Here is a 24,958-nt window from a genome sequence, read left to right on the forward strand (position 1 = left end):
TTTACTCCACTTGCGCGATGGCGGCATTGATCCGCGCAATCGCCTCGGTCAGCACCTCTTCGCTGGTCGCGGTCGAGATGCGGAAATAGGGTGACAGTCCATAGGCGACGCCCGGCACCGACGCCACACGTCCGTCGTTGAGAAGATAGTTCGCCACAGCCACATCGTCCTCCAGCACGACACCCTTGGGCGTCTTGCGGCCGATCAAGCTGGCGCAGCCGATATAGGCGTAGAAGGCACCTTCCGGCGGCGAGAGCGTCAGGCCGTTGATCTTGCGGATGCCGTCCACGACCAGGTTCCGGCGCGCCTCGAAGGCCTTGCGGAAGCGCGCGACCTCGTCCTGCGGGCCGTTGAGAGCGGCGACGGTCGCTGCCTGAGCGATCGAGCAGACCGAGGTGCAGGACTGGCTCTGGATCGTCGACATCGCCTTGACGAGCGGGGCAGGGCCGGCCGCATAGCCGACACGCCAGCCGGTCATCGCATAGGATTTCGAGACGCCGTTGACGATCAGCGTGCGCTCCTTGAGCTCGGGGCATGCCTTGCCGAAGGAAACGAATTCACGCCCGTCGAACAGGATGTGCTCGTAGATCTCGTCGGAAAGCACAAGCACATGCGGGTGCTTTGCCAGCACCGCGCCGAGCGCCTTGAGATCGGATTCTGAATACACCGTGCCGGACGGGTTGCCGGGCATGTTGAGGAAAAGCCACTTCGTCCTCGGCGTGATCGCCTTCTCCAGCAGGGAAGGCGTCAATCGGAAACCTGTAGTCTCAGGGCACTCGACGACGACAGGCGTGCCGCCGAGCAGCTTCACCATTTCGGGATAGGAGACGAAATAGGGCGCGGGCAGGATCGCTTCGTCGCCGGTCTCCAGCGTCGCCATCAGGGCGTTGAAGATGATCTGCTTGGCGCCGTTGGCGACGACGATGTCGTCGGCCGTGTAATCCAGCCCGTTCTCGCGACGGAACTTGCGGGCCACGGCTTCGCGCACCTCGGGAGTGCCGGCAGCGGCGGTGTAGAGCGTCTGGCCGGCCTTGGCCGCGAAATGAGCGGCATCGATGATGTGAAGCGGCGTCGGGAAGTCGGGCTCGCCCAGCCCGAGGTCGATCACGTCGACGCCCTTGGCGCGCAGCGCCTTGGCTGCCTGCGAGGCGGCCATCGAAGCCGAGGGCTTCACCACCGACAGGCGCGAGGCAATATAGCTCATCGGTCGTTCTCCGAAATATATCCCTTGGATCGGTCGTTGGCGCGCGCGGCGGCGCTGCGCTTGGCCGGATCGCCATAGCCGCCGCCGCCCGGCAATTCCAGGATCAGCTTGCGTCCGGCCGGCACATGCTGCCAGCCCTTGGGCCGCATCTTTGTGCCGTCGTCCAGCCTGACGACGCCGGCGACGCCGGGCTTGCCGCCATTGCGTCCACGCGGCGGATGGTTGACGCGGTCGAACATGGCCGAGAAGTCGAATTCGTGGCCGTCGGTCGCGGCGATTTCGATGATCTGCCCGAGGCCGCCGCGGAACTCGCCGTCGCCGCCGGAGTCTGGCCGCAGCTCCTTGCGCCAGATCACGATCGGGCCTGTGTGCTCCGTCGCCTCGATCGGCATCGTGTGGACGCCTGAAGGGAAGGCCGTCGCCGACAAGCCGTCGAGCTCGGGGCGAGCGCCCATGCCGCCGGAGTTGAACATCAGCACTTCGGCGCGGCGGCCGGTGCCGCCGGCGACCGGCCGCGCCGAGATGTGGATGTTCCACAGCGCGCCGGCGCCTTCGGCGAGGATTTTTCCGGGCAACGCCTTGGAGAATGCCCCCAGCACCAGATCGGGAACCATGTGGCCGAAGATGTGTCTGAGCGCCACCGGCGCCGGCCGCACGGCGTTGAGGATGTTGACCGGCGACGAGACGGTGAAGAAGGTGAGCGAGGCGGCATTGTTGGGAATGTCGGGCGCCACCATGCATTTCAGCGCATAGCAGGCATAGGCCTTGCTGTAGATGATCGGGCAGTTGATGCCCCAGCGGCTCATCGGGTCGGTGCCGGTGAAATCGACCTCGACATGGTCGTCTCGGACCGAAACCGTGGCTGCGAGCTTGACCGGCGCGTCGTAACCGTCGGTCACCAGCTCGTTCGACCAGCTTCCCTTGGGCAGCGCCTCGATGCGTTCGAGCATGGCGTCACGGGTGCGCGAGAAGATGAACTCGCCGAGACCTTCGAGCGAGGTCAGTCCGATCTCCTTCATCATGTCGACGAGGCGGCGATGGCCGACTTCGTTGCACGCGGCGAGCGAATAGAAATCGCCGACCACCTGGTTCGGCTCGCGGACATTGGCGCGCAGGATCCGGACGAGGTCGAGATTGACCTTGCCCTTCTCGGCGAACTTCATAATCGGGATCTGGATGCCTTCCTCATAGACCGACTTGCCGTCGGCGCCGAAGCCGCGCCCACCGACATCGACGACATGCGCCGTGCAGGCGAAGAAGGCCACGAGCTCGCCGTTCAGGAAGGACGGCGATACCATGGTGATGTCGTGCAGGTGACCCGTGCCCTGCCAGGGGTCGTTGGTGACGTAGGTATCGCCCTCGAACATTTGATCGCGCGGGATCTCGTTCATGAAATGCAGCACGGCTTCGGCCATGGTGTTGACATGGCCGGGCGTGCCGGTGACCGCCTGCGCCAGCATCTGGCCGTGCGGGTCGAACACGCCCGCCGACAGGTCGCCGGACTCGCGCACCGATGTCGAGAAGGCGGTGCGCAGCAAGGTGAGCGCCTGTTCCTCGACCACCGAGATCAACCGGTTCCACATGACCTGCATGCGGATTTCGCCAATATCGCTCATACCTGGCTGCCTTTGCGGATCAGGAGGATAGCGCCGTCGCTCTGGACAACGGCGTCGAAGCTCGTGGTTACGGCGGTGGAGGTCTCGCGCTCGACAATGACGGCCGGGCCTGCCACGCGGTCGCCCGCGCAGAGCGCATCGCGCTCGATGATGCCGTAGCTGCGCTGTGCGCCGCTGACCGGATCGAACACCTCGCGCATCGTTGTCGGCTCGTTGGTCTTCTTGCCGGCGGTGAGCTCGTGCCTCGTAACGGCAGGCCGAACGTCCGTTGCCTTGACCGACCAGGTGACGATTTCGATCTCCAGCCCGTCGAGCCCTTCGATGGCGCGGCCGAAGAAGCGCTGGTAGTTCTCCTCGAACAGCTCTTTCAGCTTGGCGACGGCGTCGTCGCCGAACGGCTCGTCCGCCAGCGGCACGGGGATTTCCCAGCCCTGGCCGGCATAGCGCATGAAGGCGGTGATTTCGCAGACGATCTGGCCGCTGGCGCCCGTTCGCACGAAGCCTTCGGCGGAGGCCTTGAGATCGGCGAGCAGGCCGTTGACCTCGGCCGGCTTGAACCGCGACAGGCGCGTGTGCTTCGAGGCCAGCGCCTCGTAGCCGAACGGAGCCTTGAGGAAGCCGATCGCCGAGCCGACGCCGGCCCCCCTCGGCACGATGCACTGGTCGATGCCGAGCTTTTCGCAGAGCCTTGCCGCGTGAAGCGGCGCGGCGCCGCCAAAGGCGATCATCAGATTGTCGGAGATATTCTTGCCGTTCTCCACGGCATGGACGCGGGCGGCGTTGGCCATGTTCTCGTCCACCACCTCGCAGATGCCGAAGGCGGTCGACATTGCATTCAGCGACAGGCGCTCGCCGACATCGCGCAGGACGGCCTGCTCGGAGGCGGCCGTGTCGAGCCTGATCGCGCCGCCGGCGAAATTGTCGGGGTCGAGCTTGCCGAGTACGAGGTCGGCGTCGGTGATCGCCGGGCGCTTGCCGCCGCGGCCGTAGCAGGCTGGACCCGGTTCCGAGCCGGCGCTTTCCGGTCCGGTCTGGATGCGGCCCATGGCGTCGACCCAGGCGATGGAGCCGCCGCCGGCGCCGATCTCGATCATCTCGATCACGGGAATAGAGATCGGCATGCCCGAGCCCTTCGTGAAGCGATAGGTGCGCGCCACTTCGAAGGTTCTCGCCGTGCGCGGCGCATAGTCCTCGATCAAGCAGATTTTTGCCGTCGTTCCGCCCATGTCGTAGGAGACGACCCTTTCCAGGCCGAAGCGCCTCGCGATGTCGGCCGCGAAGATGGCGCCGCCAGCAGGTCCGGACTCGACCAGCCGCACCGGGAATTCCGACGCGGTTTCCACCGAGATCAGGCCGCCGCCGGAATGGATCATGAAGACCGGACACGCGGCGCCCATCTGCTTCAGGCGCGTCTGCAGGCGGGCGAGATAGTCGGCCATTTGCGGCCGCACGTAGGCGTTGGCGCAGACCGTGTTGAAGCGCTCGAACTCGCGCATCTGCGGCGAGACTTCAGCGCTGATCGAAATCGGGATGCTGAGCTTGCGCGACAAGATCTCGCGGGCTCGGCGCTCGTGATCGGGGTTTGCATAGGCATGGATGAAGCCGATCGCCACCGAGCCGAAGCCGCCAGCCGCGATCCGATCAGCGATCTCTTCCAGCGCGGCCTCGTCGAGCGGGTGCAGCTCCTGGCCTTCGGCGCCGATGCGGCCCTTGACGGTGAAGCGGTCCTCGCGTGGGATCAGCGGCGTCGGCAGTTGCAGGTTGAGATCGTACTGCTCGAAGCGGTTCTCGGTCCGCATCTCGATCACGTCGCGGAACCCTTCCGTCGTGACCAGCGCGGTCTTGGCGCCGCGCCGCTCGATCAGCGCGTTGGTCGCGAGCGTCGTGCCGTGGATGATGATGCCGATTTCGGCGGGCGCGATTCCAGCGTCGCGGGTGACGATGGCGATGCCGTCGAGGATCGCCTGCTCGGGCGCCGCATAGTTGGTCAGCACCTTGGTCGAGAACATCGTTCCGCGCACGTCGAGGGCGATGTCAGTGAAGGTGCCGCCGATGTCCGCGCCGAGGCGGATGTCGTCAGTTCTGGAGGTCATGCCTTGGCCTTCTGGGAAGCGAGCGCGGCGTCGCGCATCTGGGAGAGGGTCTGCCGGGGCGTGAGCGCTTCGGGCGAGATGGCGATGTCGAGGACGGCGCCGGTCGCGGACCTCCGCGCCCGCTCGAACGCCGCTGCGAAATCCTGCGTCGCCTCGACGCGCTCGGCGTGGAAGCCATAGGCCTTGGCCAGCGCCACGAAGTCGGGATTCTGGAGCGAGGTTCCGGAGACACGAGCCGGATAATTGCGTTCCTGATGCGCTCGGATGGTGCCGTAAATGCCGTTGTTGAGGATCAGCACGACCGGTCGCGCGCCGGCCTGCATGGCGGTGCCGAGCTCCTGGCAGTTCATCTGGAAGTCGCCGTCGCCGGCAAAGCAGACGACCGTGCGCTGCGGGTATGCGACCTTCGCCGCGATTGCCGCCGGCAGGCCATAGCCCATGGCGCCGGATTGCGGGGCAAGCAGGCGCGCCTCCGGCCCGAATTTGAAAAACTTGTTCGGCCACACCGTGAAATTGCCGGCGCCGTTGGTGAGGATGACATCGGCGGGCAAGGTCTCGCGCAGCCAGGCGCTGACCGTGACCATGTCGACCGGGCCAGGCTGGACGGGCGCGGAGAAGGTGCCTCCATAGGCCTTGCGCGCCGCCGCGCGCCAATCGGCCCAGGCGCCCTTGACCGGGGTGAGCGCCCTGGCGAATGCGTTCGGGCCGGCATGGATGCCGATCGTCGGCACATAGATCTTGCCGATCTCGCGGTCGGAGCCGTGGACGTGGATCAGCTTCTGACGCGGCACGGGAACTTGCAGCAACGTGTAGCCGTCTGTCGTCATCTCGCCGAAGCGGACATTGACCGCCAAGATCACATCCGCGTCGCGGATCAGGTTTTTCACATGCGGCACCATGCCGACGCCGGCCTCGCCGACGAAGACCGGCGAATGATTGTCGAACCGGTCCTGATAGCGGAAAGCGGCGACGACGGGGATATCGGAGGCCTCGGCGAAGGACTGGAGCGCGGCGCGTCCTTCCGCCGTCCAGTTGGCGCCGCCCATGAGCAGGACCGGTCTCTCGGCCGCCGCCAGCATCCTGAGCGCCGCAGCAGTCGCCTCCTGTGCCGGCGCCGGCTCGAAGATCGACGACGGCCCACTGAGCGGCGCGGCTTCGGTCATGGTGGTCAGCATGTCTTCCGGCAGCGCGACCACGACAGGGCCGGGCCTTCCGGTCAGGGCGGTGGTCCAGGCCCGCGCCACGATCTCGGGCAGGCGCTCGACGTCGTCGATCTCGACAGCCCATTTGGCGACTGTCCCGTACACTGCCCGATAGTCGATCTCCTGGAAGGCCTCGCGCCCCTTCATGTCAGTGCCGACCTGACCGATGAACAGGATCATCGGCGAACTGTCCTGCATGGCGGTATGGACGCCGATGCTGGCATTGGTCACGCCCGGGCCGCGGGTGACGAAGCAGATGCCCGGCGTACCCGTCAGCTTGCCGTAGGCGGAAGCCATGAACGCCGCGCCACCCTCGTTGCGGCAGAGCACATAGTCCAGCGCGCCACGGGTGTCGTGCAGTGCGTCGAGGACGGCGAGATAGCTTTCGCCGGGAACGCCGAAGCTCTTGGTCGCGCCGAGCGCGATCAGGCACTCGACAAGAAGGCGACCGCCATTGCGGACCATGCTTCGACATCCTCTTACGCTGGCGGCAAGCGGACCGAGCTTGCCCTTCGGAACTATACCTGCACTCCGGATGGCAGGGGCGAAATCAAGAAATGCGGTCCATTCGAAAGTTTTTCTTTACTCTGGCGAACGCACCAGTACGCCGGGATTCATTGTGCCCCGCGGATCGAACGCACGTTTCAGCCTGGCCATCAATTCCCGCTCTACAATGCTGCGGTTTTGATCCGCCATGGCGATCTTGGCGCGGCCAAGCCCATGCTCTGCCGCGAAGCTGCCGCCCATTTCGGTAGCTAAAGATGCCAGTGCCTCGGCGAACACTCCAGCCTTACCGTCGAAATCGGCGCGGCCTTCCGGCGGCGACAGATTGTAGTGGATGTTGCCGTCGCCGAGATGCCCGAACGGGTTGATCCGCACGCCGGGCAGGATGTCGTCACAGATCTTCGCGCCGGCCTCGATGAAGCGCGCGATGGCGCCCGGCGGCACTGCGATATCGTGCTTCAGTTGCTCGCCTTCCAGCCGCTGCCCCTCGGGTTGTTCCTCGCGCAGGCGCCAGAACTGAGCCCGCTGCGCGCCGGAGGTCGCGAGCGCGCCATCCACCACCAAGCCTTGCTCCATGCCCCATTCCAGCGCCGAAGCCAGGATCTCGTCCAGCGGAACCCGGGTCGAGCCCGATGCCAGCTCGACGAGCAGGTAGACGTCGCCCCGTGTCTCCAACTGGTAGGCGAGGTCGGGCAGGTGCTTGAGCGCCAGCGCCAGGCCGACATCGGAGAAGAATTCGAGCCCGGCAAGGAATTCTCCGGCCTCGCCGCGCAGGAAGGCGCCGAACGAGACGGCAGCGGCGAAGTCGGACATCACCAGAAGCGCGCTCGCCTGTTGACGAGGTGGGGGATAGAGCCTGAGCACCGCGCGCGTGACAATGCCGAGCGTGCCTTCGGTGCCACAGAACAGCTTGCGCAGCTGATAGCCGGCATTGTCCTTCTGCACAGCTCGAAGACCATCCCACACCGCGCCGTCCGGCATCACGACCTCCAGGCCGAGCACAAGGTCCTGCATCATGCCGTAGCGAAACGCCTGGCTGCCGCCGGCATTGGTGCCGATCAGGCCGCCGATCCTGGCGCTGCCTTCGGCGCCGAGATGCATCGGGAACATCAGGCCTCGCGGCTCCAGCGCTTCATGCAGCGCGGCGAGCACGACGCCCGCTTCGACCGTTATTGATCCACTATCCCGGTCCGGTTCGCCGATCGCCGTCATGCGCGAAAGCGAGACGATCACCGCGTTCGGCTGATTGGCGACCGCGCCGCCGCACAGGCCGGTGTTTCCGCCTTGCGGGATCACCGCCAAGCCTGCCTCCCGGCATGCCTTGACGACTGCCGCAACTTCAGTGGTGCTCGCGGGCCTGGCAACGCCCAGAGGCGCGACGCCATAGCGGTTCAGCCAGTCGCGCTGGTAAGGTTCGGCGTCGGTGCCCGAAAGCCAGCCTTTCGGCCCGAGAATTGCCTGCAATGCACTAACGGGATCAGCCATCGGGATACCGGAGATGTAGTGATGAGCCGCGTATAGACAGCAGTGCCGCCCGGCTCAATGACCCAGCACCTGCGACAGGAACTGCCGCGTGCGCTCGTTGCCGCAAGAGGTGAAGAACTCCTCCGGCGGCGCCTCCTCGACGATCTCGCCGCCATCCATGAAGATCACCCGGTCGGCGGCGCGACGGGCGAAGCCCATCTCATGCGTGACGCAGATCATCGTCATGCCTTCTGAGGCAAGGGTCACCATGACGTCCAGCACCTCCGCGATCATTTCCGGGTCGAGCGCCGAGGTCGGCTCGTCGAACAGCATGATCTGAGGCTGCATGCAGAGCGCACGGGCGATCGCCACGCGCTGCTGCTGGCCGCCGGAGAGCTGTCCGGGGAACTTCATCGCCTGCTCGGGAATGCGCACCTTCTCCAGATACCGCCGGGCCGTCGCCTCGGCTTCCGCGCGCGGCCGCTTGCGCACGATCATTGGTGCGATCATGCAGTTCTCCAGCACCGTCATATGCGGGAACAGGTTGAAGTGCTGGAACACCATACCGACTTCGCGCCTGATCTCGTCGATGTTGCCGACATCGTCGTTGAGCTCGGTGCCGAGCACCGTGATGCGGCCGCCATTGTGCTGTTCGAGCCGGTTGATGCAGCGGATCATGGTCGACTTGCCCGACCCGGAGGGGCCGCAGATGACGATCCTTTCGCCGCGCTTCACGGAAAGGTTTATCTTCCGCAGCGCGTGGAACGAGCCGTAGTACTTGTCGAGGTTGTCGATATGAACCGCGGTTCCGATTGATTGGGTCGAATTCACTTGCGCGCCTCCATTACCGTTCGCCGACCGACATGCGCCGCTCGAGGAAAGCGCCGTAGCGGGACAGGCTGAAGACAAAGACGAAATAGATGAAAGCAATGAAGGCATAGACCTCGACGTAGGCGAAGCGCCACTCGCCGGTGCCGTAGGCGGCGTTGCCGGAGGCCAGAATCTCGAAAAAGCCGACGATCACCACCAGCGAGGTTTCCTTGAACGAGATGACAAATTGGTTGATCGTTGCCGGCAAAGCGTTGCGCATGGCCTGCGGCAGCAGGATGCGGCCGATGCGCTGCCAGTAGCTCATGCCGAGAGCCATGGCGGCCTCTTCCTGTCCCTTCGGAACGCCCTGCATACCGCCCCTGACGATCTCCGCCTGATAAGCCGAGAAGAACAGGGCCGAGCCGATGATCACCCGGTAGAGCTTGTCGCCCTGCAGCCATTGCGGCAGCGCGAAGGGCAGCACCACGGCGAAGGTGAAGAGGATCGAGATCAACGGCAGCGAGCGGACCGCATCGATGATGAGGCCGGTGGTCCTGGATATCCAGGGCAACTCGGAGCGGCGCAGCAAGGCCAGGCAGATCGCCAGCGGGAAGCCGATCAGGCAGGTGGTGACGAAGATGAAGAGGGTGAGGGCCAGCCCGCCCCAAGCTTCCTCGCCGACATAGGGCAGGCCAAGCACGCCGCCTTTCATCAGCACGTAGTAGAGGGCGGCTCCGGTTCCCCAAACGAGCGCGATGCGGCGGCCGGTCCAGAAGGCCGGCATGCAACTCAACGCCGTCATCACCACCACGGTGACGCAGGCGAGCGCCGAGCGCCATTGCTCCTCGAAGGGATAGAGGCCGAACAGGATGATGCGCCACCTGGCGGCGATGACCGACCAGCAGGCTCCGGCCGCCGCCTGGCAGGCCTCAGGTCCGCCGGCCGTGGTGAAGACGGCCGAAAAGACCGCCCAGTTGAGCAGCTTCCAGAGGACGAAAACCATGATCGCCAGGGAGGCCAGCGACAACAGCGCCTGAAGCGGTGTCGCGAAGAAGCGCCGCCTCAGATCCTCGATCCTGCCCGGGGCAGGTGGAGCGACAACGACCATCTCCATGTCTCACCCCCTCAGTTGATTGCCCTTGAGGGCAATGGCCTTGTTTATGCGGTTGAATACGGCGGCGAGGCTGAGATTGATGACGAGGAAGCCCGCCATCAGGATGCCGATCGCTTCCAGCGTCTGGCCGGAGTGATTGATGGTCAGCGCCACGATCATGAAGAAGTCGGTGAAACCCACCGCAATGCCCATGGTCGTCGCCTTCATCAGCCAGACATACTGGTTGGCGAGGATCGGCAGCATGGCGCGCAGCGCCAGCGGCAGCCGCACCAGTGTGAAGACGCGCCAGGGGCTGAGCCCCAGCGAAAGTGCGGCCTCCATTTGCCCCTTGCCGACAGCCTTGAAGCCGCCGCGCACGATCTCGGCGATGTAGGAGCCGCCATAGATCGCGATTGCCACTGCCAGCGCGGAAAACTCCGGCGGAATGCGCAGGCCGCCCTTGAGGTTGAGGCCTTGCAAGGCGGGGAAGTCGAGGAGCGGCAGGTCCGGCAGGCGACCAAGCGCCAGGATGACGGCGGCGGTTGTCAGCGCCGTCGCTGCCGCGGTGAGTTGAATGCCGAGCCGCTCACCGAGTGGTTGGCTAAGGCGGGAGGTCCGGCCCAGCCAGACCGGAAGCGCGATTGCCGCGATCACGGTAAGTATTGCCGCAGCAAACGCAACGCCGCCGACATTGGGGATCGGCACGTAGAGGCCGCGGCTGGTCAGGAGCATGCCAAGCGCCTGATGCGCGGCGCGCGGTGTCGGCAGATGCGTGATGACCGCGTACCAGAAGAAGACCTGGAGGATCAGCGGGATGTTGCGGAAGATGTCGACATAGGTGCGGCCCAACAACTGGGCGAGCTCGTTCGACGAGGTTCTCGCCAGGCCGATGATCGTCCCGACGATGGTCGCCAGCATCAGCCCGACGCTTCCCAAGAAAAGCGTGTTGATGACACCGATGAGGAAGTACCACCAATAGGGATCGGTTGGAGCGGCCGGCAGGAGCGAGAAGCTGACATCCCAGCCCGTCGACTTGAACAGGAAGTCGAAGCCGGAGGTGATGCCTTGCTGCGCAAGGTTCTGTCGCGCGATCAAGGCGCAAGCGAGCACCAGCGCGGCAAGCGAGCCGACATAAAGGACCTGCAGCAGCGTGTTGCGGACCCTCTGATATCTCAGCAGGCTGACCATCATGGTCTTCCCCGAATTGTCGCCGGCTCCGCCGGGCGATGCCAGGCGGAGCCTAAAGCGCGAGAGGTTTAGAAGCGGATCAGTCGATCACCAGCGGGAACAGGACGCCGCCATTGTTCCACAGGTTGGTGAGCTCGCGATCCATCTTGTAGGGCGAGTCCTTGCCGAGATCGCGCTCGAAGATCTCGCCGTAATTGCCGACCTTCTTGATCACGTTGTAGGCCCAGTCGTCGGAAAGCCCGAGGCCCTTGCCCATGCCCGGCGTGGCGCCGAGGAACTTGGCGACCTGCGGCGAGGTCGGCTTGTCCTTGATCTCGTCGACATTCTTGGAGGTGATGCCCTCCTGCTCGGCAAAGATCAGCGCGCTGAGCGTCCAGTTGGCGATATCGACCCAGTTGTCGTCGCCCTGCCGCATGATCATGACTTCGGGCTCGACCGCGAGCACGTCGGGCAGGATGACATGGTCCTCGACCTTGCTCTTGGCGATGCGGGCAATGGCGAGCGTGGGGCCCCACTGCGCATAGAGGTCGCAGCGTCCAGAGAAGTAAGCCTGCTCCAGCTCCTCGGTCTTTTCGATGACCACGGGCTCGAGCTTTATCCCGATCTTCTGCGCGTAAGCGGCGACCTGCTGCTCCTGCGAAGTGCCGGCGGGGATGCAGATCGTGCCGCCATTGGCGTCCTTGAGCGACTTCAGGTTGAGCTCCTTGTGCGCCATCACCTTGGTCGTGCCGAGGTAATAGGACGTGGAGAATTGCAGGCCGAGCTCGGTGTCGCGGCTGAGCGTGCCGCCCGACGCCTTGATGATGATGTCGACGTCGCCCGACTGGAGCGACGGCCAGCGCTGCGCCCAGCTGATCGGCACGATCTTCAGCTTTGCCGGATCGCCGAACACAGCCGTGGCTACCGCCTTGCAGAGGTCGATGTCCATGCCCTTCCAGGTGCCCTTGTTGTCCACCTCGGCGAAGCCGAGATAGGAGCCGTCGTGACCGGTGCAGTTGAGCACGCCGCGCGCCTTGACGGTTTCGAGCGTCTTGCCGCCGGCGGCCTCGGCCGGCGCCGCGAAATGAACCAGGCCAAGGGCCATGGCTGCGGCCCCCCATTTCATCATTTTCATGTTTGTTGTCTCCACTGTTGAGGTTCACTTGTTCTTGTTGTTGGGGGTCCGAAACAGGCTTCGGACCCCGGTGGCGAAGCCGCTCCTAGTCGGAGAGCGGGGTCGGTTTCGGCAGAGAGAGCTTGAGGTCGCTTCCCCAATCCTGCTGGACGAGCCAGCGATGCAGGGCAGCCACCGCCTTCACGCGCAGATGCCCGCGCGGCATGACGAGGTAGAAGCCCGGCACTTCCTCGGGCTTCATGTTCGAAAGAGCGTCGCGACCAAGCGGCGCGACCAACGCGCCGGACCGCAAATCCTCCTCGGCGTCGATGACCGAGACCAAGCCCACGCCGATGCCCTGGAGCGTCGCGCGGCGCATGGTGGCCGCGTCGTCGAAGCCGATACTGCGGTCGCCCTGCGTCTGCTCGACGGCGAGATGACGCAATATGTCCGGCCACAGCCGCTTCGACTTGACGGTGTCGAGCAGCGTGAACCGCGTCAGGTCCTGCGCCGACTTGATCTTCTCGCCGATCGCCGGGGTGCAGCAGATGATCTTCGGATCCGGCACCAGCAGCGTGGTCTCATAGTCCGGCCAGTTGCCGTAGCCCCACTGCACCGTCATATCGATGTCGTCCCGTCCAAAATCGGGCAGGTCGACCATCGTCGTCAGGCGGAGATCAGCGCCTGGCAGGATCTCGCGGAATAGGGAAAGTCGCGGCAGCAGGTAGTGCGTGGCGAAATAGGGGCTTGCATTGAGATTGATGCGGTCGCGGTAGTTCGACTTGGTGACGCGGCGAACGCCTTCGGAAAACTCATCGAAGCCGGCCTTGACGTAGTGCGAGAGTAGGATCGCCGACTCGGTCAGCTCGATCGACCGGCCCTTGCGCTCGAACAGCGTCACCTGGAGCGTGTCTTCCAGCAGCTTGATCTGCTGTCCGACGGCCTGCGGCGTCACCAAAAGCTCGTCGGCGGCCTGGCGGAAACTCTTGTGCTGCACCACGGCATGGAAGACGCGCAGCGCATTCAACGAAGGAAGGCGAAGCTTGCCGGTCATCGTGAAGTCCGCCTCCTTTGCTTCGAGACTCCGTTGATCATGCACTGCCGTGTTTCAGTCGCCGCCGGCTTCCGAAATTGGCTACGCGTATATGTAACCGCCTGAGACGATTACGTTTTCCCCGGTCATGTAGGTGTTCTTGGGTCCGCCGGTCATCAGCACCCATTCGGCGATTTCCGTCGGCTCGGCGCCACGGCCGAGCGGACTTGCCTTGGCGAGTTCCTCCAGGAAGCCGAGGGCTTTTGCCTTCTCGGTAGCCATGCCGGCCGGCGCCACGGAATTCACCAGGATCCCGTCCTTGGCGACGTAATGGGCAAAGGAGCGCGTGAGGCTGACGACGGCGGCCTTGGTCGCCGCATAATGGGCGTTCTGCGGATGCGCCTTGAAGGCATCGACGGAGGTCAGATTGACGATCCGCCCGCGCACATGGGCTTTCGGCTCCTGCGACTGCATGTGGCGCACGGCCGCCACCATCATGTGGTAGGTGCCCTTGATGTTGATGCCGTTGGAGGCGTCCCACTCGGCGTCGGTGATCTCGAGGAGCGGGCGGCGGGGATAGATCGCGGCGCAGTTGATCAGCGTGTCGATGCGCCCGAGCTTCGCGGCGATTGCGTCGAAAGCGGCGTGGCATTGAGGGCCGACCTGGATGTCGCAAGCGGCGGCCGCGGTCGGCAGGCCCTTCGCCTTCGCCGGTCCAAGCGCGGCCTCGGCGGCTTCCTGGTTAATGTCGATGATGCCGATCTTAGCTGCCCCGGCTTCAACGGCCATCCGCGCCAGAAGTGCACCAAGGCCGGCGCCGCCGCCAACGATCAGAATCGAAAGATCTTTCATACTATTTCCCTTGCTTGCTTCCGCTCGGCGTTGTCGGCCGGGTCGGCATGATGTCGAAACGGGTGACGTCGGCCCATGCGGGGAGCGCCAGCAGGGCGACGACCATTTTGGCCACGTCGTCTGGCTGAACGGCGACATTGCCGGCATACATCGCTGCCCGCGCCTCGGCGTCGAGTATGTCCTTGTAAAGCTGCGTCTCGACGCGGCCGGGCACGATCTCGGTCACGCGAATGCCGAATTGCGAGAGGTCGGCGCGCAAGGCGGCGGCAAAGCCAGCGATTGCCGCCTTGGTGGCCGAATAGACGGCTACATTGGGGAAGGCCGCGTGGGCGGCGGAGGAACCGGTGAAGAGGATATGTCCCGACTGCCGCTCGCGCATCTGCGGCACGACGAGGCGGGTAAGCAGGATTGCCGCGCTGAGGTTCACTTCGAGAGTGGTGTCGATATCGGCGATCTTCATGTCGGCGAAGTTGCTGAGCGGCGGCATGATGCCGGCATTGTTGATCAGCACATCGATGGTGAGATCCGCCACCACGGACTCCAGCGCCTCGCGGTCGGTGACGTCGACGGCGATCGGCACGATGCCAGGACGCTCGGCCTGCAGTTCCTTCAGCGCGGCTTGGCTGCGGCCGACCGCATAGACATCGTAGCCGGCGTCGCTCAAGGCGATGGCGATCGCCCGCCCTATGCCGCTCGTCGCACCTGTGATGAAGGCTGTCGTCACCTTGGCTTCCCCGATTGCGGCTTCCCCGATTGCCTGGCGTCAGTTTGCGGCCTCGGCCGATGCCGCGAAACCAAGAAAAGCAGCAAAAAGGAAAGATAAACTTTCGAAAGCCTTTCCTGCATCTGAAACGTTCCACGCTGTCGGCACGTTCCCCAGGGCGGCAAACCAAAGGAAAACAATGCTTTCAGTGCGCAAGAAAGGATTCCCGCCGGCCGGTGGACAAAAAACATGGCTTTCGCAATCGCCTGTTGGCCTGCCTCCGGCGTTGGCGTTCAGGGTTGCAAGTCGGCGCGGCTTATCCGTCCGTCGGCACGGGCCTTTTCATCTTGGTGAAAAGAGAGGCCGCAGCGGCCTTTTGCTCAGCGTTCGTCGCTTCGACGCCCGAGGCTCTCGCCAGGGCGCGCACGCGTCCCAGGCTGTTGTGCAGATGCTTGCGCATGGCCTGGCGGGCCTTGCCTGCGTCCTGCCTTTCGATGGCATCGACGATGGCTTTGTGCTCACTGTGGATGCGCGCGTAATAACTGTCCTTGAGCGCCGGCTCGACCACATAGCCGAGTTGGAAGCGCGGCACGATCGTCGGCCCGAGATAGGCGAGGAAGCCGTGGATGAACTCGTTGCGCGCCGCCTTGGCGATCGCGAGGTGGAAATCGTAGTCGTAGTGGATCTGGACGGCGGCGGGGTCGGCCTGCTGCGCGTCGATCTCGTCCATCATCGATCGGATATCGCTGGCCTCCTTGTCGGTCCGCCGTTCCGCGCAGAGCCCGGCGGATTCCACCTCGACGCTCAATCTGAGTTCGAGCAAAGCGATGGTTTCCGGCAAGGTTCTCAGTGCCTCGTCCGGGATCGAGAAATTGCGCGGCGCAGGCGTTTCGCTGACGAACATGCCGCGTCCCTGCTGCGGCACCACCATGCCTTCCGAGCGCAGGCGTGCCACCGCTTCGCGCACGACGGTGCGGCTGACATCATATTCGGCGCAAAGCTCCGCCTCGGTCGGCAATTGTGCGCCGGGCTGCAACTGACCGGAGCGGATCTTTTCGGCCAGGCTCTCCGCCACGACGGTGGAAAGCGGCTTGCGCTTCGTCATTGAGGTCCTTCCGTTCAAGTTCAGATTCGGGATGATGCCCGAACCGGCAAGACCATTCAAACCGCCGCGGTGACGATGAGCTCGACCAGCATGCCGGGCCTGGCCATGCGCCCTTCGCCGGACGAACGCGCCGGTGCGTGCTCTTTCGGCATCCAGGCGTCCCAGACCCCGTTGACCTCGTCGAAGTCCCGCACGTCGTCCAGCCACATCTGAACGTGAAGAATGCGGGTCTTGTCGGTGCCGGCCTTGGCGAGCAGCGCGTCGACCTTGGCGAGCACCTCGCGCATCTGGTCGGCTGCGGACTGGCCCGGCCTGGCGACCTGGCCGGTGAGGTAGAGCGTGCCGTTATGGATGACACCGTGATGGATTCGGGTGTCGAAGTCGAAGCGCTGGATATCGCTCACGGTATTTCTCTCAGATTGCCGGTTTCTGGCGGATGGGATTGCCCTGCAGATACTGCGCGTATGGCGCTTGCACGAGCCAGCCTGCATCGACGGGAAGGGTGACGCCGGTGATCGACGCGGCGCGGTCTGAACATAGGAACAAGGCCGCCTCAGCGACATCGCGCGGCTCGACGAAGCGGCGCAGCGCGGTGGTGGCCTGGATCGCTTGCGGGTTGCGCTCGCCCTTGGCGATTTTGGCCTTGAGCCCATCGGACAGCGTGTAGCCCGGCGCCACGGCGTTCACGCGAACCCCATGCGGGCCGAGCTCGGCCGCAAGCATTTGGGTGAGCGCCAGCACCGCGTGCTTCCCCGGCGTATAAGCCGGCAATGACAGCGGCGCGAAAGACGCGAGGGAGCCGACATTGAGGATCGCGCCTCGCCCGGCCGCGGACATCAACCGGCCGAACACCTGGCAGCCAAGCAGCGTGCCGCGATAATTGATCCGCCATATCTGCTCGTCTTCGGCGAGATCCTGGTCGAGCACATGCTTGCCGCTCTGCAGGATGCCGGCGCAATTGACCACGACATGGGGCGTGCCGTACGCATCGCTGACGGTTTGCGACAGCGCTTCGACGGAGGTGGGGTCGGCGACATCGGTCTGGACAAAGAGGGCACGCGGCGCGCCGGCATTCTCGCAGGCACCAGCTGCTTCCTTGCCTCTCACTGCATCCCGGCCGGCGACGACCACTTGATAGCCGTCCTCGGCGAAGCGCAGCGCGATGGCGCGTCCGATGCCGGAGGTGCCGCCAATGACGACGGCGGTGGATGCGTCAGCCATGGCGGCGGTCCTTCCGCTCGATGTCGAAGAATTCGGACATGGCCTCGACCTGGAAATCCATCATCGGGCGGCCGGGCTGGATACGGCAGCCGATCTCTTTCGCCGCCTTGAGCAGGGCCGTCTCGGCCGGCTCCATGATGATGTCGACCACGGTCATCCCCGGAGTCAGCTTGCTCACGTCCATCGGCAGCGGATCGCTGGCCTTCAGGCCGGACGGCGTCGCGTTGATCGCCATATCCATTCCGGACGGATCGGGATCTGCGACCTCGATGCGGCAATTGGGGAAAGACTTGCTGACCAGCGATGCGAGTTTTTGGGCGCGATCTCTGTCGATGTCGGCGAGGCGAATCTCCGCCGCGCCTTCTTCGGCCAGGCAGTAGGTCAGCGATGACCCGGCGCCGCCGGCGCCAACCTGGAGGATACGCTTGCCGGCGATTCGGTGTCCGCCTGCCTTCAGCCCATCGATGAAGCCGACGCCGTCGAAATTGTCGGCATACCAGGTGCCGTCCGCCTGCCGACGCACCGAATTTGCGCTCTGCACACGCGCTGCGCGGTCGTGCGCCGCGGCGCATTTATGGTAGACCGCCGTCTTGTAGGGCACCGAGATGATGACGCCGCGGATATTCTCGGCCGCCGTGATGCCGGCCCAGAAAGTGTCGAAATCTTCCGGACGGCAGCTCAGCGGCACCATCAGGCTGTCGAGCCCCTTCTGCTCGAAGATCTCGTTGAAGATACCAGGGCTCTTAGCATGGCCCACGGGATGGGCCAGCATGACGAAGACATCGGCCTTGCCGGTTCCGCGCATCGGTTCAGTTCCTTTCCTTTGACAGTTCATGGTCGCTCAAGATCTCGAGTGCTCGGACGAGGGACGAATGGTCGGCTTCCGGGCCGCCCGGTCGGGACGAACAGGCATTCATCAGCTGCTGCGCCGTTGCCGTGTTCGGCAGGGCGACGCCAAGCGCGCGGGCGCTTTCGAGCGCGAGATTGAGGTCCTTCTGGTGCAGCCGGACGCGGAAGCCTGGCGCGAAGCTGCGGGAAATCATGCGCTCGCCATGCACTTCGAGCACGCGCGAAGAGGCGAAGCCTCCCATCAGCGCGCCGCGCACCTTGGCAGGGTCGCAACCCGCCTTACTGGCGAAGACAAGCGCCTCGGCGACGGCCTCGATGTTGAGCGCGACGATGATCTGGTTGGCGATCTTGCAGGTCTGGCCGGCGCCGTTCTTTTCGCCGATCAGGGTGATGTTCTTGCCGAGCTTCTCAAAGATCGGCAGCGCCCGCTCGAACTCGGCGGTAGGACCGCCGACCATGATGGTGAGGCTCGCCGCCTTGGCGCCGACCTCTCCACCGGAGACCGGCGCATCGAGATAACCGGCCCCGGCATCCCTGAACTTCGCCGCGAACTCGGCGGTGGCGATCGGGCTGATCGAGCTCATGTCGATGACAAGCTTGCCGGCCGAGATTCCTTCGAGCACGCCGTTCCGTCCGAGCAGGACGCGCTCCACGTCGGGCGTGTCGGGCAGCATGGTGATGACGATTTCGCAGGTTCGGGCCACTTCGGCGGGAGAGGCGACCACCAAGGCCTTCAGGTCTTCAGGCAGAGGCGAGCGGTTCAGGACCGTGACGATCTCATGCCCGGCATCGGCGAGATGCCGCGCCATCGGCGCGCCCATGACGCCAAGTCCGATGAAGCCAATTCTCATGTGCAACTCCCTTCCGGCATCAGAGCGCCTTGCAGCTCAAGTTAGACATATGATATAGGACATCATACAAATTTCAATGCACGTTCTTCAATGGAGGCCGATCGCAAATGCAGGAGCGCATCAATTCGCTGAAGGCCACCGTTCAGGCCGGCCAGCCTCACATCGGCATCTGGTGTTCGCTGGCCTCAACGCTCACCACCGAGATCGTGGCGGGGTCCGGAGCTGGCTGGCTGCTGATCGACGGCGAGCACAGCCCGAACGATCTGCGCAGCATCATGGCGCAACTGCAGGTCGCGGCGGCGTTCCCCTGCGAGGTGGTGGTGCGCCTGCCGTCGGACGATGCCAACCTGATGAAGCAGGCCCTGGATGTCGGCGCGCGCAGCCTGATGATCCCGAATGTGCGGACGGCCGATCAGGCGCGCAGCATCGTCGCCGCCATGACCTACGCCCCTGGCGGGTTCCGCGGCTTTTCGGTCGGTCACCGTGCCAACGCATTCGGACGCATCGCCGGCTATCACGCAAAGGCGCGCGAGCAGCAGCTGCTCGCCGTGCAGATCGAGGACGGGTCCGGCGTTGACAATGCGGCTGAGATCGCGGCGGTTGAAGGCGTCGACGTTCTTTTCGTCGGGCCCGGCGATCTTTCCACCAATATGGGCGCGATGGGCAATCCCGGCGCCGCCCATGTGCAGGAAGCGATCGCGTCCGTGCGCAAGGCCGCGGCCGCGGCAGGCAAGGCCAGCGGCATCCTGGCTCCGGCGAAGGCCGATGCCGACCGCTATCTCGCCGACGGCTTCACCATGGTCGCCGTCGGCTCCGACCTCGGCCTGCTGGCGCGAGGCTCGGACGCCCTGATCGCGTCGTTCAACCGGTAGAGCGGAGAGACAGTCGTGGCCATCCCCCCTTACAAAGCTCCGTCGCGCAGCGCCTACGACATCGTCATCGTCGGCGGCGCGGTCATTGGCTCGTCGACCGCCTACTGGCTGAGCCAGGCGCTGGGCAACCGCGCTTCGATCCTCGTGGTCGAGCGCGACTCAAGCTACGAGTTTTCCTCGACGGCACTCTCCACCAGCGCCATCCGCCAGCAATATTCCAATCCGATCAACGTGAAGATCAGCCAGTTCGGCATCGAGATCATCCGTGGCTTCCAGGAGCGGATGGCCCCGTTCTACACGAATGAGCCGGCCCCCGATCTAGGCTTCAAGGAACACGGATATCTCTATTGCTGCTCGCCCGAAGGCGTGGAAGCGGCGCGCGAACGGGTCGAACTGCAGCGCAGTCTGGGCGCCCATACGGTCTTCCTTGAGCCGGGCCCGCTGAGGGAACGTTTCCCGTGGCTGAACGTCGACGACCTCGGCGGCGGCTCGTGGGGTGCTCGCGAAGAGGGCTGGTTCGATTCGATGGGCCTGCTCAACGGCTTCCGCCGCGCCGCGCGCGCCAGCGGCGTCGAATATATCGACAATGCCGTGACGGGACTGGATGTCGTTGATGGGCGGGTTGTCTCCGCTCGGCTCGCGACGGGCGAGACAGTCGCTTGCGGAACCTTGGTCAACGCCGCCGGTCCCAGAGCGCAGCAGGTCGCCGCCATGGCCGGGCTGTCGATCCCGGTCGCGCCCTACAAGCGCTACAGCTTCGTCTTTGCCAGCGCCAATCCGATCCCTGGCCGCATGCCCAATGTCATCGACCTTTCCGGCACATTCGTGCGGCCGGAGGGCGAGCTCTTCCTCACCGGCAACACGCCGCAGGGCGACGGCCCGGCCGACTATGACGACTTCGAAATGCATTTCGAGGAGTTCGACGATTATATCTGGCCGGCGCTGTGGCACCGCATTCCGGCCTTCGACGCGCTGAAGGTCCAGACCAGTTGGACCGGCCACTATGAGTACAACATGCTCGACCACAACGGCATCGTCGGCTTCCACCCCGAGGTAAAGAATTTCATGTTCGCCAACGGCTTTTCGGGCCACGGCCTGCAGCAGTCGCCGGCGGTCGGCCGGGCGGTGTCGGAGCTGATCGTTCACGGCGCCTTCCAGACGCTTGACCTGTCGCCGTTCAGCTACGAGCGCATTCCGCGAAACGAACCGTTTCTCGAAGAAGCCGTGATCTGAGCCGGCAGGGAAACCGTGAGATCGGCAGCGACTAGTCGGCAATCTCGGCCTCAAGTGAGGCCATGTCGGACGAGATGGCGAACGACCGGCGAAAACATCTGCTGGCCGATATAGGATCCGGTATTCGCACCTTCGAAGAGCGCCTCGGCGACGGCGCCATCCTCGACCACGGGAATGCCAGCCTGGCGCGCTTGGGCCATTATGTCGTTGGCGGCCCGCCCCTGGCCCTTGCCGACGATCACCGGCACCGGCGTTTCGCCCTTGACGTAACGCAACGCCACGGCCCGGTCACCGGATACGAAGACGATGACCGCATTTTTCACGCCCAACCTCGCGGGTTGCAACACCGCCTCGCGCCGCTGCCGCTGCTGTTCATGGCGGATCAACGGATCTCCTTCGAGATCCTTGTCCTCGCGCTTGTATTCGGTTGTCGTCATGCGCATGTCGCGGAGGAACAGCCAGCGCTGAACCGGAACATCGATCACGCCGATGACGACGAAGGCCAGGCTGGCGGCGATTCCGAGAGGCGTCAGCACGGCCTTGATCATTGGGGCCAGGCATGACGGACCGCAACCAGGCGCATCGAAAAGCGGCTGCAGCCATGTGATCAGCACGAACACGAAGAGGCATGCCAGCAGCACCAGCTTGATCACACCCTTGGCGAACTCGATGACGTTGCGGAGCGACAGGATCTTCTGCAGGCCCTTGGCCGGGTTTATATGATCGAACTGCGGCTTGAGCGGCTCAAATGAGAAGACTGGTCCGAACGTCCCCAGCATGCCGAAGGCCGCGGTGAGAACGACGACGATGCCGACCAGCGGCAGCGTGGCAAGCATCAGCAGCGAGAACGAATGACGGATGGCGCGCAGGCTGACATCCGCGAACGAGCCGTCTGGCACGGTAACGGTCTGCAGGAGTTCCGAGAGGCGCTTGAAGAGCGTCGGCCAGAAAAAATAGAGATAGGCGAGCGCTGCGAAGAAAGTGAAGCCCGAGATGAGGTCGCGGCTCTGCGGGACCTTGCCTTTGCGGCGGGCGTCGCGCAGCTTCTTGTCGGAAGCCGGTAGTTTCTTTTCCTCAGCTTCTTCGGCCATGTTGCAATCTTACCGCACTGGTGTGGTTCCAGTCCGTCGATGCTCTGTGTAAGGTGAGGGCGGGCTTGAATACGGAGAGGTGGATATGCGGTTGCATGTCGTATTCTTGCCAGTCGTCATCACACTGGCGCTGTTCGGTTGCCAGACGACCAAAACCGGCTCGATCAACGCGAAGGCCCAAGCCCCTGCCTCGCAGTCGGATCGGCTGATCAAACTTGCCGACGATATCAATGCGCGCGGGGAAAGTGATACCGCGATAGCGCTCTACCAGCGTGCGGCAGCGATGCCGGACGCCAAGCCGAGCGCGTTCGTCAAGGCGGGCGACGCCTATATGCGGGCGGGATACCCGGCCGATGCCGCCGAAGCCTACCAGGCCGCGCTCGCGAAGGCGCCCAACGACGGCGAAGCGATGCTCGGGCTTGGCTCGGCGATGATAGAGGCGGGCGATATCGAGGCCGGCATGCGCGCGCTCGCCCAGGCAGCACCTTTGGTCAATAGCAGCGCCGCTTACAACCGATTGGGCGTGGCGCAGACATTCGCCGGCCAGACCGCCGAAGCGCAGGCGACCTTCGCCCGGGCATTGAAACTTGCGCCCGGCGATCTCGACGTCGACACCAACATGGCGTTGGCGGCAGCCCTCGAGGACAACTCCGCCACCGCACTGCCGCTGGTGCAGAAGATTGCTGCCGCACCCAACGCGCAATTGCACCATAAGCGCAATGTTGTGATGGTCTACGGACTTCTTGGCCAGGCCGATCAGGTCAAGGCTTCGCCGCCTATCGGCCTGACGACCAAGGAGGTGGCCACTTTGCTCGCGCGCGCCAGAACCATCCGGTCGAAGGGCGGCACGCAGGCCAAAGCCAAGGCGCTCGGCTCCATCCTCGGCTAGAGCAATTCCAGGAAAAGTGTGTAACGGTTTTCCGTCCGGAATTGCGTGAGAACAAAGAGGTGGAGCGGTTCGGCGTTTCCGTGAAACGATGAACCGCTCTAGCGCCTGAGGCGCTCTTTTGCAAAGCCCGCCGCGCAAACAGGTGCCACACTGGCGATGATCGCGCCGGCTCATTGGACGGGAAGCGTCGTTTGCGGCGTTGCCGGCGCGGTGTTGGCGCCGCCAATCGGAGCCTCCTCGCCATCGAGATAACGACGCGCTGCGCGCGCGGTCGGCGCCGCGGCGGCCGGCCCCATGCGACGGCCCTCGACGAGGTCACGCTGGCTTTCGGCCATGCGCTGAAGATTGTAGGCGTTGGCGCAGCCGGCCGGCAGGTGGGAGCCGACGCCTGAGACGATTGTCAGGTCGGTCTTGGCGGCGGGGTTGTCGTCGTCGGCCGGTTCGGCCAGACATGCATTGGGAGCAAGCACGGAGCCGCTGACGCCTTTCTCGGAGCCGCCGGTATCGGTCGAAACATAGCTGTAGCCGGGCGAATAATCCTGCCGCTGTTGCGGGCTGTTCACGCAGCCGGCCAGAAACAGCGCGGGAAGAACGGAGCAGAAAGCGGTGCGCAATGTCATGGTCGTTTCCCGCTATTTGATGATCAGACCCGTCGCCGACGCGTCATTGGCGTGCTTGCGACTGAGGCGCTTGGCTGCCGGACGGTCGAGCGGGGTGGCGAGACTGTCGCGCACCGGCGCCACCAGATAGGGCGTGATCAGGATGACCAGTTCGGTCTCTTCATGCTGGAAGCGCTGCGATTGAAAGAGCGGGCCAAGCACGGGCACATCGCCGAGAACCGGAAATTTTTCCAGGTTGCGCGAGGTCCGCTGCTGGAAAAGGCCCGCGATCGCAAAGGTCTGACCGCTCGCCACTTCGACCGTGGTGTCGGCCTTGCGCACGATGAAGCTCGGCATGGCGAAGCCGTTTGCGCTTACCGACCCGGTATCCGACAGGGAACTGACCTCCGGCTGGACATGAAGCGCGATGCGATTGCGGCCGATCAGCGTGGGGGTGAAACCGAGAGATACGCCAAAGGGCTTGTACTGGACGGTGACGACGTCAGTTCCCTGCGGAATCGGAACCGGAATCTCGCCGCCTGCGAGAAAGCTCGCCGTCTGACCGGAGACCGCCGTCAAGTTCGGCTCGGCCAATATCTTGACGACGCCGCTGCGTTGCAGGGCTTCGATGAGGACATCGAAATTGAGGCCGTGCGCCTGGTCGAGGCTCAAGCCAAAATTCCCGTCGCCCGAAGGCACGCCATTGTCCTGGAACATGTTGAATTCGAAGCCGCCGCTCCTGTATCCGACGGACCAGTCGACGCCATAAGACTGCAACTCCGTGCGTGAGACTTCGGCGAAGCGGACACGGATGTTGATCTGCTGCGAACCCTGCACGGTCATGTTGTTCAGCGGCGGCTGTTCCGGCGGCGAGAACGTGCGTGCGACATTGTCCAAATCCTTTGCTTCATCGACGCCTCGTGCCTCACCCGTGATGACGATGCGGGTTCCGAAAATGTGGAGATTTGTCGCCGAATTCGGCTGCATCGTATGCTTGGCTTCGGAGGCGGGCGTGACATCGGGCGTGACGCGGAATTGAGCCGTCGCCTCGATCCGCTCGTCGGCAGTAACCGCAATGAGATTGGTCAGGCCGGGTTTGAGGCCGAAGACATAGACCATGCTTGGCGACACGACCTGGAGGTCTGCGATCGTGGTGTCCGCGACCAGGACGGATTCGACCGGCTCGTTGAACCTCAGCAAGCGCCCTTGCCCGACCGGCAGGTCGAGCGTTGGCTTGCTCGGCAGGGGCGATACGTTCTGCGCCGCCGCGTCGGCAATCGTGAACAACAAAGCCACCAAAACGCCAACCGTCGCGATAGCGAGCCAGCGCATCTCCGTCCGCCAGGCGGAAGCGGCGGATCGAACGCCTGCTGCGGTATCGTGGATCGTCATG

General features: G+C 64.4%; 24 protein-coding genes. 3 read left to right on the forward strand and 21 right to left on the reverse strand.

Annotated features, from left to right (window positions below):
* Position 1: 1 nt before the first annotated feature.
* The 18 genes from RFN28_RS02940 to RFN28_RS03025 form a co-directional block, all read right to left on the reverse strand.
* Entirely contained in the window at positions 2-1,204 is a 1,203-nt protein-coding gene (locus RFN28_RS02940; protein WP_320285870.1) for a pyridoxal phosphate-dependent aminotransferase, read from the reverse strand.
* Positions 1,201-2,820: a hydantoinase B/oxoprolinase family protein gene (locus RFN28_RS02945; protein ID WP_320285871.1), complete on the reverse strand. Its 1,620-nt coding sequence runs from the start codon at positions 2,818-2,820 to the stop codon at positions 1,201-1,203. Before RFN28_RS02945 ends, RFN28_RS02940 begins: the two co-directional genes overlap by 4 nt.
* Positions 2,817-4,913 (reverse strand): hydantoinase/oxoprolinase family protein, encoded by a 2,097-nt coding sequence (locus RFN28_RS02950; RefSeq protein WP_320285872.1) that lies wholly within the window; start codon positions 4,911-4,913, stop codon positions 2,817-2,819. Before RFN28_RS02950 ends, RFN28_RS02945 begins: the two co-directional genes overlap by 4 nt.
* A complete protein-coding gene (locus RFN28_RS02955; RefSeq protein ID WP_320285873.1) occupies positions 4,910-6,580 on the reverse strand; it encodes a thiamine pyrophosphate-dependent enzyme in 1,671 nt (556 codons plus the stop codon). Before RFN28_RS02955 ends, RFN28_RS02950 begins: the two co-directional genes overlap by 4 nt.
* A gap of 117 nt (positions 6,581-6,697) precedes the next feature.
* Complete coding sequence (locus RFN28_RS02960) at positions 6,698-8,104, reverse strand: FAD-binding oxidoreductase (RefSeq protein WP_320285874.1); 1,407 nt, start codon at positions 8,102-8,104, stop codon at positions 6,698-6,700.
* Positions 8,105-8,158: 54 nt separating this feature from the next.
* A complete protein-coding gene (locus tag RFN28_RS02965; protein WP_320285875.1) occupies positions 8,159-8,914 on the reverse strand; it encodes an amino acid ABC transporter ATP-binding protein in 756 nt (251 codons plus the stop codon).
* 13 nt (positions 8,915-8,927) lie between these two features.
* Entirely contained in the window at positions 8,928-10,007 is a 1,080-nt protein-coding gene (locus RFN28_RS02970) for an amino acid ABC transporter permease (protein ID WP_320285876.1), read from the reverse strand.
* 3 nt (positions 10,008-10,010) lie between these two features.
* Positions 10,011-11,177, reverse strand: coding sequence for an ABC transporter permease subunit (locus RFN28_RS02975; protein ID WP_320285877.1), 1,167 nt, complete (start codon positions 11,175-11,177; stop codon positions 10,011-10,013).
* Between the two features lie 76 nt (positions 11,178-11,253).
* Complete coding sequence (locus RFN28_RS02980; protein WP_320285878.1) at positions 11,254-12,288, reverse strand: amino acid ABC transporter substrate-binding protein; 1,035 nt, start codon at positions 12,286-12,288, stop codon at positions 11,254-11,256.
* Positions 12,289-12,373: 85 nt separating this feature from the next.
* On the reverse strand, positions 12,374-13,321 hold the full coding sequence (locus tag RFN28_RS02985) for a LysR substrate-binding domain-containing protein (RefSeq protein WP_320285879.1): 948 nt from the start codon (positions 13,319-13,321) through the stop codon (positions 12,374-12,376).
* Positions 13,322-13,402: 81 nt separating this feature from the next.
* Positions 13,403-14,152, reverse strand: coding sequence for an SDR family NAD(P)-dependent oxidoreductase (locus RFN28_RS02990; RefSeq protein ID WP_320285880.1), 750 nt, complete (start codon positions 14,150-14,152; stop codon positions 13,403-13,405).
* A gap of 1 nt (position 14,153) precedes the next feature.
* Positions 14,154-14,876 (reverse strand): SDR family oxidoreductase, encoded by a 723-nt coding sequence (locus RFN28_RS02995; RefSeq protein ID WP_320285881.1) that lies wholly within the window; start codon positions 14,874-14,876, stop codon positions 14,154-14,156.
* Positions 14,877-14,915: 39 nt separating this feature from the next.
* A complete protein-coding gene (locus RFN28_RS03000; protein ID WP_320285882.1) occupies positions 14,916-15,071 on the reverse strand; it encodes a hypothetical protein in 156 nt (51 codons plus the stop codon).
* 100 nt (positions 15,072-15,171) lie between these two features.
* The gene (locus RFN28_RS03005; RefSeq protein WP_320285883.1) at positions 15,172-15,960 is read right to left on the reverse strand and encodes a FadR/GntR family transcriptional regulator; all 789 of its coding nucleotides are present in this window, start codon (positions 15,958-15,960) and stop codon (positions 15,172-15,174) included.
* 56 nt (positions 15,961-16,016) lie between these two features.
* Positions 16,017-16,364, reverse strand: coding sequence for a RidA family protein (locus tag RFN28_RS03010; RefSeq protein WP_320285884.1), 348 nt, complete (start codon positions 16,362-16,364; stop codon positions 16,017-16,019).
* 10 nt (positions 16,365-16,374) lie between these two features.
* Positions 16,375-17,181 (reverse strand): SDR family NAD(P)-dependent oxidoreductase, encoded by an 807-nt coding sequence (locus RFN28_RS03015; protein WP_320285885.1) that lies wholly within the window; start codon positions 17,179-17,181, stop codon positions 16,375-16,377.
* On the reverse strand, positions 17,174-17,986 hold the full coding sequence (locus tag RFN28_RS03020; protein WP_320285886.1) for a shikimate dehydrogenase family protein: 813 nt from the start codon (positions 17,984-17,986) through the stop codon (positions 17,174-17,176). Before RFN28_RS03020 ends, RFN28_RS03015 begins: the two co-directional genes overlap by 8 nt.
* 4 nt (positions 17,987-17,990) lie before the next feature.
* On the reverse strand, positions 17,991-18,881 hold the full coding sequence (locus tag RFN28_RS03025) for a 2-hydroxy-3-oxopropionate reductase (protein ID WP_320285887.1): 891 nt from the start codon (positions 18,879-18,881) through the stop codon (positions 17,991-17,993).
* Between the two features lie 107 nt (positions 18,882-18,988).
* On the opposite strand from RFN28_RS03025, the gene RFN28_RS03030 reads away from it, so the two are divergent.
* On the forward strand, positions 18,989-19,753 hold the full coding sequence (locus RFN28_RS03030; protein ID WP_320285888.1) for an HpcH/HpaI aldolase family protein: 765 nt from the start codon (positions 18,989-18,991) through the stop codon (positions 19,751-19,753).
* A 15-nt stretch (positions 19,754-19,768) separates the two neighbouring features.
* On the forward strand, positions 19,769-20,986 hold the full coding sequence (locus RFN28_RS03035) for an NAD(P)/FAD-dependent oxidoreductase (RefSeq protein ID WP_320285889.1): 1,218 nt from the start codon (positions 19,769-19,771) through the stop codon (positions 20,984-20,986).
* Between the two features lie 50 nt (positions 20,987-21,036).
* On the opposite strand, the gene RFN28_RS03040 is transcribed toward RFN28_RS03035, so the two are convergent.
* On the reverse strand, positions 21,037-22,077 hold the full coding sequence (locus RFN28_RS03040; RefSeq protein ID WP_320285890.1) for an EscU/YscU/HrcU family type III secretion system export apparatus switch protein: 1,041 nt from the start codon (positions 22,075-22,077) through the stop codon (positions 21,037-21,039).
* An 85-nt stretch (positions 22,078-22,162) separates the two neighbouring features.
* Here RFN28_RS03040 and RFN28_RS03045 point away from each other — a divergent pair, with 85 nt between their 5' ends.
* On the forward strand, positions 22,163-22,966 hold the full coding sequence (locus tag RFN28_RS03045; RefSeq protein WP_320285891.1) for a tetratricopeptide repeat protein: 804 nt from the start codon (positions 22,163-22,165) through the stop codon (positions 22,964-22,966).
* 170 nt (positions 22,967-23,136) lie between these two features.
* Here the strand turns inward: RFN28_RS03045 and RFN28_RS03050 are convergent, their stop codons facing one another.
* Complete coding sequence (locus tag RFN28_RS03050; protein WP_320285892.1) at positions 23,137-23,586, reverse strand: hypothetical protein; 450 nt, start codon at positions 23,584-23,586, stop codon at positions 23,137-23,139.
* A gap of 12 nt (positions 23,587-23,598) precedes the next feature.
* Entirely contained in the window at positions 23,599-24,957 is a 1,359-nt protein-coding gene (locus tag RFN28_RS03055; protein WP_320285893.1) for a type II and III secretion system protein family protein, read from the reverse strand.
* Between the last annotated feature and the right edge of the window lies 1 nt (position 24,958).

Source organism: Mesorhizobium album (assembly GCF_033977205.1).
Classification (GTDB): Bacteria; Pseudomonadota; Alphaproteobacteria; order Rhizobiales; family Rhizobiaceae; genus Mesorhizobium; species Mesorhizobium album.

Bases quoted from the DNA above. Each gene is read 5' to 3' on its own strand.
- RFN28_RS03045 (WP_320285891.1), top strand. From the start codon at position 22,163: ATGCGGTTGCATGTCGTATTCTTGCCAGTCGTCATCACACTGGCGCTG.
- RFN28_RS03025 (WP_320285887.1), bottom strand. From the start codon at position 18,881: ATGAGAATTGGCTTCATCGGACTTGGCGTCATGGGCGCGCCGATGGCG.
- RFN28_RS02985 (WP_320285879.1), bottom strand. From the start codon at position 13,321: ATGACCGGCAAGCTTCGCCTTCCTTCGTTGAATGCGCTGCGCGTCTTC.
- RFN28_RS03040 (WP_320285890.1), bottom strand. From the start codon at position 22,077: ATGGCCGAAGAAGCTGAGGAAAAGAAACTACCGGCTTCCGACAAGAAG.
- RFN28_RS03050 (WP_320285892.1), bottom strand. From the start codon at position 23,586: ATGACATTGCGCACCGCTTTCTGCTCCGTTCTTCCCGCGCTGTTTCTG.
- RFN28_RS02990 (WP_320285880.1), bottom strand. From the start codon at position 14,152: ATGAAAGATCTTTCGATTCTGATCGTTGGCGGCGGCGCCGGCCTTGGT.
- RFN28_RS02970 (WP_320285876.1), bottom strand. From the start codon at position 10,007: ATGGAGATGGTCGTTGTCGCTCCACCTGCCCCGGGCAGGATCGAGGAT.
- RFN28_RS03055 (WP_320285893.1), bottom strand. From the start codon at position 24,957: ATGACGATCCACGATACCGCAGCAGGCGTTCGATCCGCCGCTTCCGCC.
- RFN28_RS02955 (WP_320285873.1), bottom strand. From the start codon at position 6,580: ATGGTCCGCAATGGCGGTCGCCTTCTTGTCGAGTGCCTGATCGCGCTC.
- RFN28_RS03015 (WP_320285885.1), bottom strand. From the start codon at position 17,181: ATGGCTGACGCATCCACCGCCGTCGTCATTGGCGGCACCTCCGGCATC.
- RFN28_RS02950 (WP_320285872.1), bottom strand. From the start codon at position 4,913: ATGACCTCCAGAACTGACGACATCCGCCTCGGCGCGGACATCGGCGGC.
- RFN28_RS02975 (WP_320285877.1), bottom strand. From the start codon at position 11,177: ATGATGGTCAGCCTGCTGAGATATCAGAGGGTCCGCAACACGCTGCTG.
- RFN28_RS02945 (WP_320285871.1), bottom strand. From the start codon at position 2,820: ATGAGCGATATTGGCGAAATCCGCATGCAGGTCATGTGGAACCGGTTG.
- RFN28_RS02940 (WP_320285870.1), bottom strand. From the start codon at position 1,204: ATGAGCTATATTGCCTCGCGCCTGTCGGTGGTGAAGCCCTCGGCTTCG.
- RFN28_RS02960 (WP_320285874.1), bottom strand. From the start codon at position 8,104: ATGGCTGATCCCGTTAGTGCATTGCAGGCAATTCTCGGGCCGAAAGGC.
- RFN28_RS03020 (WP_320285886.1), bottom strand. From the start codon at position 17,986: ATGCGCGGAACCGGCAAGGCCGATGTCTTCGTCATGCTGGCCCATCCC.
- RFN28_RS02980 (WP_320285878.1), bottom strand. From the start codon at position 12,288: ATGAAAATGATGAAATGGGGGGCCGCAGCCATGGCCCTTGGCCTGGTT.
- RFN28_RS03005 (WP_320285883.1), bottom strand. From the start codon at position 15,960: ATGACGAAGCGCAAGCCGCTTTCCACCGTCGTGGCGGAGAGCCTGGCC.
- RFN28_RS03030 (WP_320285888.1), top strand. From the start codon at position 18,989: ATGCAGGAGCGCATCAATTCGCTGAAGGCCACCGTTCAGGCCGGCCAG.